This window comes from Mycoplasma sp. 2261 (assembly GCF_053851575.1).
In genome coordinates, this window is sequence record NZ_JBSQAX010000004.1 from 17,748 (window position 1) to 32,087 (window position 14,340).

The following is a 14,340-nucleotide window of genomic DNA, read 5'->3' on the forward strand; positions in this document are numbered from 1 at the left end:
AGATATTTGGTTATTTATGAAATACAATTAAAAATATTATAGATATATTTTTTAATATTCTTTATTGACTATCTTGTTAAAACAATAGCAGAAAAATAGAAATATTTTGTATTCAAACCCTTATGCTTTAAAAATTATGCAAGATGATTTGATATATTGATTGGGAATATAAATTAAGTTACTTTTTTGCGGTAATAAACCTTTATAAGTAAAAAGCATATCTAGATATAATGAATTTTATTTTACATTAAAATTAATTTTTATTATAAAATAATGTGCAAACTTGTTTTGCAATTTCTAATTCAAAAAGCAAGTTTATCGATATAAAAATAACAATTTTAAAAAAATATTAAAAAATATTATAAAAAAATTTTTTTAATATATAATTATATTTACAGCAACCATAACGAAGGGGCCCACCTGATTCCATTCCGAACTCAGCAGTTAAGACCTTCCGTGCCGAAAATACCATAAGGGAAGATAGGTCGTTGCTTTTTTTATTTTATTTTTTTAAAAAATAGAAAGTAAAATTATATTATATGGTTAATAGAGAATTCGAGACCGAGGGAATAGTTCTAGAAATAATAAATCATGGTGATAACGATGCTATCATCCAAGCTTTGACACAATCGGGTGTTTGTTATTTTTTTGCCAAAGGAATACAAAATGTCGAATCCAAAAATAGAAGAAATTTATTATTATTAGGATTGTCAAATTTTGAATTAATAAGATCGAAATTTATTGGTAACATGCCTAGACTAAAAAGAGCAACACTAGTTTCGTTTTTTCCATTGCAAGAAACCTTGCAAGATATATTTAATAAAGTTCATTACTTTTTAAAGCGAGCAGGTAAGCAAAACAATAATTTTTTATATGCTAGATATAGGGTTTTTTTAGAAAATGTTGAAAAAAAACCAAACCATAGTTTTATTTATATCTTATTAGCTTTTTTAGATATGTTTGGTTATAGGCAAAATTTAAGCTCATGTGTAGAGTGTGGAGATAAAGAACATATTGTAGATTTTGAATTTTATAAGGGAGGTTTTTTATGCCGAGACCACTCACAAAAAAGTAAGGATATAAATTTATTAAGAGGTTTGTATTGGATTGAAGCTGATTTTGAATATTTTAAGAGTAATATTGATGAAATTGATGTTATACAAATAATAAATATGGTTATTTTTTTTATGAAAACGATGATATAAAAACCCCTATTCTTCAAGGGTTTTTTCAACTTTTTTAGGTTTTTCTTTTTTAATTTGTTTATTTTTTTTATTTGCTGAGTTTTTTCTTATTATTTTTTTTGGTTTTGAATTTTTATTTTCAGTTTCAACTTGATTTGATTTTTTAGTATTATTTTCTTTCTGCATCTTTTGTTTATTAATTTCAACTTGATCAACAAGAAGAATAGTAGGAATAATAACAACATTTCTTCTTTTACTTTTATAAAAGAAAGGGTCAAGTCTATCGATAATTAATTGTTTAATTCTAGGTATCGTTCAATCTTTTTCGTTTTTAATTGTGTATAAAACCGCCCCGTGTACAAGTCTTTTTGCGTCTTCTACTAATTGCAATGAGTTTTTAACAAAAAATGCTCCTCTTGATACGATTCTTGGCTTTCCAAGAATTATATTTTTTTCTTTATTAATAGCCATTATTACATGGACAAAACCATTTTGTCCCAATTCCATTCTTTCTTTCATGATTTGTGAATTTGTTTTTGATAGAATGTTTCCATCTATAAATACAGGACCAAAATATACTTTTTCATTTGATAAAGAAATCATATGGTTTTGTAAATAATAAACGTCCCCCAACTTAGCAATAATAATGTTATTTGGTTTGATTCCTGATTCAATTGCTGTATAGCCATGAACCACACTCATTCTAAATTCACCATGATATGGCATGAAATATTTTGGTTTTGTTAATTCAAATATCTTTCGATGTTCATCACGGTAGGCATGCCCTGAAGTGTGTAAGTAGCCATCAACACCATTTTCTCTTATAATTGCTCCTAGTTTATATAATCTATTAACTAATAACTCACATTTAGATCTATTTCCTGGTATTGGACTAGATGAAAAAATTATTGTGTCCTTAGGTTTGATTGATATATTTGGGTGTTTATCATATGACATCTTGGCTAGTCCCGCCATTTCTTCACCTTGGGAACCGGTTGTCAAAATTAGTAATTCATTGTCATTATATTTTGAAAGACTTTTTTTATCTATAAAGACTTCATCAGGCGCATTTATATAACCTAATCTTCTACCGATATCAATGTTATCGATCATTGATCTACCAAAAGCAATAACTTTTTTGCCTAATGAAGCACCAAGCTCAATGATTGCTTTTATTCTTGTAAGATTTGATGCAAATGCCGTAATGATGATTTTCTTTTCAGCTTCTAACATATATTTTTTTATGTCTTTTAATATATCGCTTTCTGATGGAGAATGGTTAGGGCGCATGGCGTTAGTTGAATCCGAAAATAAGACATCTAGCCCTTCTTCGCCAATCTTTTTTAGTTTTGAGAAATCGGTTAAATTGCCAATAGGTCGATAATCGAATCTAAAATCACCAGTCATCATTAATGATCCATTTGGAGTTTTGATTCTAACACCAAATGCGTCAGGAATTGAATGTTGAGCAGTTCATCAATCAACACTACAATCACCAAAATCAACCACAAGATCTCGGTTTATTTCAATAAACTGGATATTTACCTTAATTTTCATATCAGAAAACTTAAGTTTTAGATATTGAATAGCAATTCTTGGGGCATAAATTCTTTTTACATTTACTTGTTGAACTAAATATGGAACACCACCGATATGGTCTTCATGCCCGTGTGTTATGAAAAGCCCTTCAATTCTATCCTGGTTTTCAGCTAAATAAGTAAAATCTGGAATTGAACCGTTAATCCCGGTAACAAAACTATCGCAAAACTTAATTCCGGTATCAATAATAAAAATATGTTGGTCATATTCAATTATTAGTGTGCTTTTTCCAATTTCTTGCATTCCGCCTAAACCAAATATTTTTGTTGGTTTCATATTTTAACCCTCCAGATGAAATTATCTTGTGTACTTTATAAAAAAAGGAATTATTAAATAATACTTTATATAATTATATACATTATTAATATTTTTTAAAAATGGAGTAGAAAAAATGAAAAGTGAAGCAAAAATAAGTATAAGTTCATTTATTTTTAAGATTTTTGTTTTTATAGGTCTTATTATTTCTGGATACTTTATTTACACATCAGTGTCTAATTTTCTTGGTTCTGTTAATAACAAATTTGAGAGTTCGGATGTTAACCAGGCCTATAAAGGAATAAATGATTTTCTCAATGATATTATTAATCTACTCAAAGAAAATTTAAAATGATTTATTATTCTAGGTTTTTCCTTATTGGGTGCTATCTTAACTTGAATATTAGATGTTATTGTTCTTTCATTTGCTCCATGAAAAACTAATAAATTTGGGAAGACTATTTTGTTTTTATCAACAATTTTTCCTCTTTTTCCTATTTTTTGAATTATATCAATTATAGGGAATTTAGCAATTATGGCCAATAAGAATTCATATAAAAAGAGAGTAAAACAAAATGAATAAAAAAGAATTTGAAGAAAAAAAGAAATATGTAAAAAATGCATTCAAAGATGCTAAGAATGTTGTTAAGCGGGGAAATATGATAATGCTAGCCATAGGGTTATTATTAGGTACCTCGTTTGGCGCTGTAATATCTTCGCTAGCTAAGGATGTTATTCTTGCAGCTATTACCTCTGTTTTTAATGTTAACGAGGTAAAGGACATTAAAATCGGCAATATTCTTATTGGTCAATTTCTTGCGGCACTTATTCAGTTTCTTATTGTTACAGTGGTTATATTTGTAAGCTTATTTTTAGTATATTTGATTAGGAATATCATTCAGTATCACAAGGCAAAAAAATTACCAATAGTTGAAGAAGTTGAGGAGCCAAAACCATTAACTACAGAGGAACTAATTTTAGAAGAACTTAAAAAGATTAATGTTGAACTTGCAAAAAATAAGAAGAGTGATGAAGAGAAATTAGCGCAAGAATAAAACCTAAGAATTGAATTGCGATTTACTGATTTATAAAGTATAAGCTTAATAGCTTATATTTTTTGTTCTTTTTAAATTTCATTTATTTTTTACTTTAGGCTAAATAAAGCTATAACTATTTAAAAAAATAAAAAAATTGCTATAATTTTAGCGTGTTTTATATAACCAAAAAACACTTAAAAACTATAAAAAGTCTATCTAAAAATATTAAATATATAACCAAATAAACATAGGAGATTTTCATAATATGCCAATGAATTTAAAAGGTCGTAGTTTAGATACAGCTCTAAACTTCACAACCGATGAAATCAATTACCTTTTAGATCTTTCTTGAGAATTAAAGAAAGCTAAAATGCAAGGGCTACATACTAACAATCGTCCTTTAACAGGAAAAAACATTGTTATTATGTTCCAAAAAGACTCAACAAGAACACGTTGTGCATTCGAAGTTGCTGCCGCTGATTTAGGGGCAAGCTGTACATACATTGGACCTACAGGATCTAATTTTGGTAAAAAAGAATCAGTTGAAGATACAGCTATGGTTTTAGGCCAAATGTATGATGGTATTGAATTCCGTGGTTTTAAACAAACAGATGTTGAAGCACTTGCTAAATATTCAGGTGTTCCAGTTTGAAATGGTTTAACCGATGCTGAACACCCAACACAAATGTTAGCTGACTACTTAACATTTAAGGAATTCGTAGGTGATCTAAGAGGAAAGAAAATTGTTTTCGCAGGTGACATTAAAAACAATGTTGCTCGTTCATTAATGATTGGTGCTGCATTCTTTGGTGTTCATATTGTTTTATGTGGTCCTAAATCACAATGAGAAATTGTTAAAAGCGGGCCAAACCATAAAGATGTTTATGAAGCTGTTCAAAAACTTTTTGAACGTAACGGCGGATCAGTTTCATTTTCAGATAACAAGATTGAAGCTGCTATGAATGCTGATGCTATTTATACAGACGTTTGAGTATCATTAGGTGAACCATTTGAACTATTTGAATCACGTATTCAAGAACTTGGTGCATTTCAAGTTGATATGGCTATGATGAAAGCAGCAAAAGAAAGTGTTATTTTCTTGCACTGTTTACCTGCATTCCATGATGATAAAACTTTATTCTCATCAGAAATCAAAGAAAAACTTGGACAAAAATACCCAGTTGTTGCAACCGGAGCTATGGAAGTTACTGACGAAGTATTCCAATCAAAATACAATAAATCAATTCAACAAGCTGGAAACCGTATGCACACAATTAAGGCTGTTATTCTAGCTACAATAGGATATTAATTATGAGTAGAATCGTTATTGCCTTAGGTGGGAATGCGTTAGGAAATAATCCTGCAGAACAAAAAGAATTAGTTAAAATTCCTGCGAAAAAAATTGCTGAATTAGTTAAGGCCGGCCATGAAGTTATTGTTGGCCACGGAAATGGGCCACAAGTTGGTATGATTTTCAATGGTTTTGTTAGTGCTGCATCAGTTAATCCTAAATCACCATTAGTTCCTTTACCAGAAGCTGGCGCTATGTCACAAGGATACATTGGATACCATATGGTTAATGCAATTACCAATGCATTTAAGGAAGAAGGATTAGAAGAAAAAGAAGTATTATATCTATTGACTCAAACTTTAGTAGATCCAATGGATCCTGCATTCAAAAATCCTACAAAACCTATTGGTCCTTTCTTTATGACAAGAGAAGAAGCAGAAATGGCTAATCCTAATAGTGTTATTGTTGAAGATGCTGGACGTGGTTTTAGAAAGGTTGTCGCTTCGCCAAAACCAATTAACTTTGTTGGTATTAACCAAATGAAGAACGCTATTGAAGCTGGAGCTACTGTTATCGTTGGTGGTGGTGGTGGTATCCCTACTGTTAAGGATGAAAATGGTTTTATCAATGGAGTTGATGGAGTTATTGACAAGGATTTTGCTTTAGCAAAAATGGCTGCCTTAACAAATGCAGATTACTTTATTGTTTTAACTGCAGTTGACTACGTTAAAGTAAACTACGGAAAACCAGAACAAAAAGATCTAAAACACGCAACAAAAGCTGATCTTGAAAAATACATCGAAGAAAAACAATTTGCTCCTGGAAGTATGTTACCAAAGGTGCAAGCTGCTATTAAGTTTGTTGAAGAAGGCGGAAAGGCTGCATTCATCGGAGATTTAAAAGATTTAGAAGACATTATTGCCGAAAAAATTGGTACAAAAGTTACTTTAAATTAATTTTAAATTTATATATAAAAAAGTTGGGACGCAATCCCAACTATTTTATTTTGTTATTTTTTGATTGTACAATTCATACAAACAAATGGCGGTAGCAGCAGAAACATTTAATGACTGAACAGAATCAAAATCTTGTTGTATATAAATCACTTCATCTGCATGTTTTAGTAATGTTTTTGATACTCCGCTTTCTTCATTACCCATAATTAGGGCAACAGGAAAGCTAAAACTTGTATTTGATATTGTTTTGGCTTTTTTATCTAGTGCTGTTGCATATATTCAAAAACCATTATTTTTTAGGTTTTCAATAGCTTCAAACAAGCTAGCCACCTTGATGATTTTGATATTTTTAAATCCACCGGACGAGGTTTTTAAAACAGCCGGAGTTATGTCTACACTTCTGTTTTTAGGTATGATAATATGTCTTATTCCAAAAACATTAGCTGAACGAATTATTGCTCCGAAGTTTTGTGGATCTTGTATATGATCTAAAATTAAAATTGTCTTAGCCTTATCCTTATAAATTGAACCAAGATCATGATAATTAAAACTTTCAATTTCTGCAATGTAACCTTGATGATTACCATTGACTATCTTATTCATTTCACTTGCTGGTAGATAGGTTATATTTTTGGCTTTAATTTTATTATTTTGTAATCCCTTTAATAGAAATATCTTTTTAATAGGAAAATCATTTTCGATAGCCTCAAGGACTGAATTTTTTCCATATATAAAGTTCTTCATTATATTAATTTCTTATCCTTTAATATTTTTCTTAGATTATCGGCCTGTATATATTTTTTTTCATCTAATAATTTTTGTCATTGATTATAAAGAGCGAGGTCTTTGCTACTGATTTTTTTATTTGTAAAACTAAAACCAAGAATTTTCATTATTTCTAGGAATGTATTAAAGTTTTCTTCTATTTTTGAAAGTTGTATTATTTCCTTATTTGCTTGCGCAAAATTCAATTTTGCACACAATTTAATTATTTCATCAACTTTATTTTTATTAATTTTATAAGTATTGTTTTTTAATTGGACAGTATTATTAATGACAATAAACTTATTTATAAGTTTCTGCAATGAATCAAATAATTCATCGCTAACATTTATCGGCTTAGCATAATTGGTACTTAATATCATTAGCTTATAAGTATCCGGATGGTATTTTTTTAAAAAATCATGGGGAAAAATAAGATTTCCTATTGACTTAGACATTTTTTGATTCTTATAGTTTAGTGTTCCAAAATGAATTCAGTTGTGTGAAAGAGGCTTATTGTATATCGAATAATGTTGAATATTTTCGTTTTCATGGTGCGGAAAAATTAGATCAATACCTCCACCATGGATATCAATAGTTTCGCCTTTGAAATATTTTGATATGAAACAACTACATTCAGTATGTCAACCAGGACGTCCCGGGCCAAAAGGGCTTTCAAATTTTATGCCAATATTAGTTTCCTTTCATAAAGCAAAGTCTTGCTTATTTTTTTTATTTAATTCATTATTATCATCATCTGATATTAAATTTTCAATTTTTTGTTTGCTAACAGAACCATAGAATTCCTTAAATTTTAAGACATCAAAAAAAACGTTGCCGCCTACTTTATATGCTGCTTTTTTATCTATCATTTTTTGTATATATTCATACATATCATTTAATGAATCAGTAACTCTAACTATTTTATTTGGCATTTCAAGATTAAACAATTTGAATAAATCAAGATAATATTCTTCATATTTTTTTGCTATTTCTAGTTCACTTTTGTTTTCATCTATAGCCTTTTTAATAATTTTGTCATCTATATCAGTTATATTATTAAGATAAAATATTTCTTCTCCTAGAAATCTTTGGGCTCTTATAAGGATATCAAATGTAACACATGGTCTTATATTTCCAATATGAGGATAGTTATAAACTGTTGGACCACATAAATAATATTTTTTCATGAAAACATTATATATGATATATCCTTAAAATAAACAATTTATTATATAATAATAAATTATGGAAATTATGGAATCGGCAAAAGAAATTATTATATGTTCAATTAAAGAAGCATTGAACAAATTAAAGATAAATAAACCTGTAGTATTAACGGAGGCTAAAAACTACGGAGATTATTCTACCAATATTGCACTAACATTGCAAAAAGAATTAGGCAAAAAGGCAATTGAAATTGCCCAAGAGATTGTTAAAAATATTGATTTAAATAAATTTAGTCAAATTAGTGAAATTAAAATAGCAGAGCCTGGATTTATTAATTTTTGAGTATCTAATTCAGTTTTTGCAGATACAGTTAATTTAATCAATAAACTTGGAAAAAATTTTGGAAGTCTTTCTAAGGAAGGAAAAGGAAAGATTAATGTAGAATTTGTATCTGCAAACCCTACTGGCTATCTACATATTGGTCATGCTAGAAATGCCGCAATTGGGGCTACACTATGCAACATTTTAGAAAAAGCCGGACACCAAGTTATTAGGGAATATTTGGTAAATGATTATGGTAACCAAATGAATAAATTAGCAGTATCAATTTATTCAAGATATCAACAAATATTTAATCCTTCATATGAACTACCAGAAGATGCTTATCGTGGTGGTGATGTTATAGAATTTGCACAAGCATTTTATGAAATGCATAACGAAGAATATAAGGGTGTAGAATATACACCTGAAATTGAATTATTATTTAGAGATTTTGGTAGAACATTTGCTCTAAAAAATATTGAAGAAGATCTAAAGAAATTTGGTGTGTGATTTGATATATATACTTCAGAAAAAGCGCAATATGAAAATGATTTGGTTTGACCTGCTATAAGAAGATTAAAAACCACCTACGTAAAAGATGGGGCAACATGATTAAAAACCACAAGTGGTGGCAAAGATGATAAGGATAGAGTTATTATTAAAAGAAACGGTGATTCAACCTATCTTTGTGCAGATATTGCTTATCATGAACAAAAATTTAGACAACTTGAAGACTCAGAAAAAGGAATTATTATTGATGTTTGAGGAGCAGATCACTCTGGTTATGTTGAACGTGTCAAGTTTGCGTTTGAAGATCTAGGATACCGTAGAGATCAATTAGAAATTATCTTATTCCAACTAATAAGAGTTATGAAAGACGGCAAGGAAATTAAAATGTCTAAACGTCTGGGAACGTCTTTGACATTAAGAGAATTAATGAATGAAGTTGGCAAGGATGCAATTAGATTTTTCTTGATTGAAAGATCATACAATTCAAAAATTGATTTTGATATTAAAAAAGTTACAAGTACAGATGAATCCAATTCGATGTATATTATTAAATATGCTCATGCTCGTTGTGCTCAATTATTGCAAAAATTTAATTATGTGAACCCTATAGCAACAAATCTAACTGATGAATTTTCACAAAAATTAGTAGCTCAATTGAAGGAATATCCAGACTTAATTAGTACAATGGCTAAAACATACAAGGTTAATTTATTGCCACCATATTTACTAAAATTGGCTAGAGCATTTAATTCATTTTATTCAAATGTTAAGGTTATTGGATCTCAAAACGAGGAAAGCTATGTGGCTTTAGTTAAAGCTATTAAAATAGTTTTATTTGATGCGATGAAGTTAATGGATTTAGAAACTCCTGAAAAAATGTAGCTTTTGTTCTAAAATATAATTATTTAACACCACTTGATTGGTGTTTTTATTGCTTCTAGAGGTCAAAAGAATAAATAAAAAATGGCGGGTAAGAGAGGATTTGAACCTCCGCGGGTGCTTTATACACCCCTACAGTCTTAGCAGGACCGCCTCTTCGACCACTTGAGTACTTACCCATACCTATTTTAAGCATTGTTAATTATATACTAATATAAGTTAATTTATGTGAAATAATAAGGAAGACAAGTAAATATTTATTATTTTATTCTTTTTGGAGGATAAATTTCCTTAATATTATCTGACCATATTCCTAATTTTTGGTTTCTTGCTTCCTTTTCATTATTCTTTAATCAAAAATAAAAGTTTTCATTTTTTGTGTAATATTTGCTTCTTTTATCAAGAGATATATAAGAAACTTTGCTAAAGCCGTTTTTTATGAGTTCTTTATTGATGCAAATTATTGAACCGTCGTTTTTATAAACTAAAATTATTGCGACAATTCGACCATAAGCATCAAAGAATTTCTTATTTTCATCCTTATTTTGGTCACTAATTGTTGTTTGGGGAATTACTCAAATTTTTTTTGCTTCAAGAAGATTTCTTGTTGTAAAGTTTTTTGCAATCTTACCATATTTAAATTGTAACCCAACTGTTGGTTCAAATTTTTGTCCTACTTTTTTCCATGTTTCTGGTGTATCGATACCAGAAAACCTGAATCTAAAAGTTTTATTATTTTTTATGTTTTTTAATTCAGCAGTATCACCATCATTTATCTTAAAAGCAGATACTTCGGTGGCATTGTTTTCTCTAAGATCATTAGATAGAAGGTATTCTTTGTTATTAACATAAATAGATTTACTAGTTAGGTATATTTCTTTGTCTTTACTATTTTCTGCACTTATATCTTTTTTATCTTGGCTATTCTCGTTGCTATCTATTTTGGAATCGTTATTAAAAATTTCATCAAGGTCACCATTATTTATTTTATTATCATTAATTTGGAAATCTTTAAATAAGAATTTTAATAACGATATTTCTTGTTCGCTTCATTGTGAAAGTTTTTTTGTATAAGTTTTTCTTATTTTTTTAGCTAAAATAATGAATTTTTTAATTATTGAGTCAAAGACTTCTGTATCAATAACCTTCTTAAAGGAAAGCAAAGATCTAATTTTTAAAAACGTTGTAGTTATTTGACTGTGTTCTTTCTTATTTAATAGGCTATGCTTATTGAAGATAGAAATTCAAATTTCATTTATTACTTTTAATTTATTTGCTAATTTATCAATATTTATTGGTAATGCTTGATTATTTATGGGGAATTTTTTTATGTCTTCTAGAATAATTATTAGTTGCTTTAAAAAGGTTTGATCTTTTTTTCTTGAATAGCTTTTTGAATCCTCGTTTGTAATGTCTGCAATCTCATTACATAACTTTAAATCTATGACATTTTTACTAATTGTATTTTTATATTCGGTTATTTTTCTTAATAGTTTCTGTGTATCGTTATTTTTTTCTATTGTGCATTGAACTAGCATATAGCTAGCTATCGGAAGGCTAGGAGCTATTAGACTTGATAATAAAAATCTTTTTATATTTTTTTTCATTAGTATTTGGTTAATATCTCCAATGCTTTATTGTAAATAGCCATATTACTATTTTTATAAAGTTTTCTCGGATTATAGTTTTTGTTTTCCATTATATTATTGTTTTTAAGAAAGTGTTCAAGTGCCTTTGCATTCTCTATTTGTAACTCAGTATTTATATTAATTTTTGCAATGCCATTTTGAATGCATTTTTTGATATCTGCATCACTAATTCCCGAACCGCCATGTAAGACAAGCGGCATTTGAAGAGCTTGATTTAGTTGATTTAGTAATTCGAAGTTTATACCTTTTCAATTTTTTGGATATTCACCATGAATATTGCCAATACCAATAGCAAGCATATCAATACCCACATTTTTAAACTCAATTGCTTCTTCAATTTTTGTATATACAATGTCACTGACGATACCATCCTCCGTTCCTCCTATTCTCCCAATTTCACACTCAAGTGAAATATTTTTTTTCTGGCATACTTTATAAAGTTTTTTTGTTATATTGAGATTTTCAAGAAATGGTAATTTACTTCCGTCAAACATTATAGATGAAAAATTTGCATCGATTGCTTTAATACAATCGTTATATGTTCCGTGATCTAAATGAAGACAAACGGGAATTGTTATTTTTAAATCCTGTATTAAAGAATTCACGACACTATAGCAAACATTGTAACCGCCAAAATATTCAGCAGCAGATGAACTCACTCCCAAAATAATCGGTTTATTTGCATTGTTAGCAGCAAGCAAAACTTGCTTAGTTCATTCTAAATTGTTAATATTAATATGGAACACAACATCTTTGTTTTTATATGCTTTTTTTAATAATTCTTTTGCATTAACTATCATAAACAAAATAAAAAACCAAACAAAATAAGTTTAGTTTTTATAGTCAGGTCTAATTGTTGTTCATGTTCCATCGGCATTGTGAAAGAATCTTCCATCTACAGTTAGTAAACGGTATAATTCCCCGCGTTTTTTTAGTAAAATTTCTTCATCAGTACTAGTATCAATACTTTCACTTCTTCATCTTTCTAATAGAATTTTTTGTATTGAATTAAATAAATTATAGAAATCTAAATTTTGTTTTTCATTTAGAATTTCTTCAGTAATATCAAGTAATGTTTTATATTCTTTTTCTTCTGTCATATAACCTCTTTATTTACAATAAGTATATATTTTACCTTGTATTAAATATATTATAATTATAAATACTTATTATTTAAATTTATTAGGAATTTTAAAAATATGAAATGTTAAAAAAACTCTATTTTTTCAACTAATAATAAGGTCTAAAAACTTAAAAATTCCGGCATTGTCAAGTCTCAAATCCCTTATTTTATTTTATTATTTTTTATTTTTTAGTTTAAATTAGTATAAAAACCCAAAAAATAAAAGTGTAGTATAATTAATATTGTATAAATAGAGCATTTATTTGCACTTTTTTATACGCTAAATAACATCACTTATTTGAAAGGGAAACAAATGTCTGTATTTGACAGTAAATTTAAAGGAATTCACGTTTATTCAGAAATCGGAGAATTAGAATCGGTTTTAGTTCACGAACCAGGGCGTGAAATTGACTACATTACACCAGCTAGACTAGATGAATTATTATTCTCAGCTATCTTAGAAAGTCATGATGCAAGAAAAGAACACAAACAATTTGTATCAGAATTAAAAGCTAACGACATCAATGTTGTTGAACTAACTGACCTAGTTGCAGAAACATATGATTTAGCATCACAAGAAGCTAAAGACAAATTAATTGAAGAATTTTTAGAAGACTCAGAACCTGTTCTTTCAGAAGAACACAAAATGGTTGTAAGAAACTTCTTAAAATCAAAAATGTCATCAAGAGAATTAGTTGAAATTATGATGGCTGGAATCACCAAGTATGATTTAGGTATTGAAGCAGATCACGAATTAATCGTTGACCCAATGCCAAACCTATACTTTACCCGTGACCCATTTGCATCAGTTGGTAATGGTGTAACAATTCACTACATGCGTTACAAAGTTAGACAACGTGAAACATTATTCTCAAGGTTTGTATTTTCAAATCACCCTAAACTTGTAAACACACCATGATACTACGACCCATCTCTAAAATTATCAATCGAAGGTGGAGACGTATTTATCTACAACAACGAAACCTTAGTAGTTGGTGTTTCAGAAAGAACCGATTTACAAACAATAACCTTGTTAGCTAAGAATATTGTTGCTAATAAAGAATGTGAATTCAAACGTATTGTTGCAATCAATGTTCCTAAATGAACAAACTTGATGCACTTAGACACATGACTAACAATGTTGGACAAGGATAAATTCCTATACTCGCCTATTGCTAATGATGTATTTAAATTCTGAGACTATGATTTAGTAAATGGTGGAGAAGAACCACAACCAATGGAAAATGGTTTACCACTAGAACAATTATTAGAATCAATTATTAACAAAAAACCTATCTTAATTCCAATTGCTGGTGAAGGTGCTTCACAAATGGAAATTGAAAGAGAAACTCACTTTGATGGTACAAACTATCTAGCAATTAGACCAGGTGTTGTTATTGGTTATTCACGTAACGAAAAGACAAACGCTGCCTTAGAAGCTGCTGGAATCAAGGTTCTTCCATTCCATGGTAACCAATTATCATTAGGTATGGGTAATGCACGTTGCATGTCAATGCCTTTATCACGTAAAGATGTTATGTAATAGTAACTATCTAAAATTATTGAATTTTATATATTAAAAATCCTCAGCAACAAGCTGGGGA

13 protein-coding genes, 1 tRNA gene and 1 rRNA gene are annotated in these 14,340 nt (G+C 28.8%); 8 read left to right on the plus strand and 7 right to left on the minus strand.

Annotation, left to right across the window (positions count from 1 at the left end; all coding sequences use genetic code 4):
• Nucleotides 1-393 precede the first annotated feature (393 nt).
• Both rrf and recO read left to right on the plus strand, forming a co-directional pair.
• Nucleotides 394-497, plus strand: a 5S ribosomal RNA gene (rrf, locus tag ACWXVM_RS01160).
• 42 nt (nt 498-539) lie between these two features.
• Complete coding sequence (recO, locus tag ACWXVM_RS01165; protein ID WP_455993896.1) at nt 540-1,205, plus strand: DNA repair protein RecO; 666 nt, start codon at nt 540-542, stop codon at nt 1,203-1,205.
• A gap of 6 nt (nt 1,206-1,211) precedes the next feature.
• Here the strand turns inward: recO and ACWXVM_RS01170 are convergent, their stop codons facing one another.
• Nucleotides 1,212-3,059, minus strand: a complete 1,848-nt coding sequence (locus ACWXVM_RS01170) for a ribonuclease J (RefSeq protein WP_455993898.1) — start codon at nt 3,057-3,059, stop codon at nt 1,212-1,214.
• A 115-nt stretch (nt 3,060-3,174) separates the two neighbouring features.
• Between ACWXVM_RS01170 and ACWXVM_RS01175 the strand changes: the two genes are divergently transcribed.
• The 4 genes from ACWXVM_RS01175 (at nt 3,175) to arcC (ending at nt 6,322) form a co-directional block, all read left to right on the plus strand.
• Nucleotides 3,175-3,621 carry a hypothetical protein gene (locus ACWXVM_RS01175; protein WP_455993900.1) on the plus strand — a complete coding sequence of 149 codons (447 nt, stop codon included), beginning with the start codon at nt 3,175-3,177 and terminating at the stop codon, nt 3,619-3,621.
• On the plus strand, nt 3,614-4,093 hold the full coding sequence (locus ACWXVM_RS01180) for an MscL family protein (RefSeq protein ID WP_438340619.1): 480 nt from the start codon (nt 3,614-3,616) through the stop codon (nt 4,091-4,093). The genes ACWXVM_RS01175 and ACWXVM_RS01180 overlap by 8 nt, the downstream gene beginning before the upstream one ends.
• 247 nt (nt 4,094-4,340) lie before the next feature.
• Nucleotides 4,341-5,384, plus strand: coding sequence for an ornithine carbamoyltransferase (gene argF / locus ACWXVM_RS01185; RefSeq protein WP_455966463.1), 1,044 nt, complete (start codon nt 4,341-4,343; stop codon nt 5,382-5,384).
• A gap of 2 nt (nt 5,385-5,386) precedes the next feature.
• Nucleotides 5,387-6,322, plus strand: a complete 936-nt coding sequence (arcC, locus tag ACWXVM_RS01190) for a carbamate kinase (protein ID WP_438340621.1) — start codon at nt 5,387-5,389, stop codon at nt 6,320-6,322.
• Between the two features lie 45 nt (nt 6,323-6,367).
• On the opposite strand, the gene rlmB is transcribed toward arcC, so the two are convergent.
• Together rlmB and ACWXVM_RS01200 are read right to left on the minus strand one after the other, a co-directional pair.
• Nucleotides 6,368-7,066 (minus strand): 23S rRNA (guanosine(2251)-2'-O)-methyltransferase RlmB, encoded by a 699-nt coding sequence (gene rlmB, locus ACWXVM_RS01195; RefSeq protein ID WP_455993902.1) that lies wholly within the window; start codon nt 7,064-7,066, stop codon nt 6,368-6,370.
• Nucleotides 7,066-8,274, minus strand: a complete 1,209-nt coding sequence (locus ACWXVM_RS01200; RefSeq protein WP_455993904.1) for a class I tRNA ligase family protein — start codon at nt 8,272-8,274, stop codon at nt 7,066-7,068. The genes rlmB and ACWXVM_RS01200 overlap by 1 nt, the downstream gene beginning before the upstream one ends.
• 58 nt (nt 8,275-8,332) lie before the next feature.
• On the opposite strand from ACWXVM_RS01200, the gene argS reads away from it, so the two are divergent.
• Nucleotides 8,333-9,967 carry an arginine--tRNA ligase gene (argS, locus tag ACWXVM_RS01205; protein ID WP_444704995.1) on the plus strand — a complete coding sequence of 545 codons (1,635 nt, stop codon included), beginning with the start codon at nt 8,333-8,335 and terminating at the stop codon, nt 9,965-9,967.
• 82 nt (nt 9,968-10,049) lie between these two features.
• On the opposite strand, the gene ACWXVM_RS01210 is transcribed toward argS, so the two are convergent.
• From ACWXVM_RS01210 to rpoE, 4 genes are all read right to left on the minus strand, one after another.
• Nucleotides 10,050-10,143, minus strand: a tRNA-Ser gene (locus tag ACWXVM_RS01210).
• An 81-nt stretch (nt 10,144-10,224) separates the two neighbouring features.
• Nucleotides 10,225-11,571 carry a thermonuclease family protein gene (locus tag ACWXVM_RS01215; RefSeq protein WP_455993906.1) on the minus strand — a complete coding sequence of 449 codons (1,347 nt, stop codon included), beginning with the start codon at nt 11,569-11,571 and terminating at the stop codon, nt 10,225-10,227.
• Nucleotides 11,571-12,413: a class II fructose-bisphosphate aldolase gene (locus ACWXVM_RS01220; protein ID WP_455993908.1), complete on the minus strand. Its 843-nt coding sequence runs from the start codon at nt 12,411-12,413 to the stop codon at nt 11,571-11,573. Before ACWXVM_RS01220 ends, ACWXVM_RS01215 begins: the two co-directional genes overlap by 1 nt.
• Nucleotides 12,414-12,443: 30 nt before the next feature.
• Nucleotides 12,444-12,713 (minus strand): DNA-directed RNA polymerase subunit delta, encoded by a 270-nt coding sequence (gene rpoE, locus ACWXVM_RS01225; protein WP_438340627.1) that lies wholly within the window; start codon nt 12,711-12,713, stop codon nt 12,444-12,446.
• A 336-nt stretch (nt 12,714-13,049) separates the two neighbouring features.
• On the opposite strand from rpoE, the gene arcA reads away from it, so the two are divergent.
• Complete coding sequence (arcA, locus tag ACWXVM_RS01230) at nt 13,050-14,279, plus strand: arginine deiminase (RefSeq protein ID WP_455993909.1); 1,230 nt, start codon at nt 13,050-13,052, stop codon at nt 14,277-14,279.
• Nucleotides 14,280-14,340 lie beyond the last annotated feature (61 nt).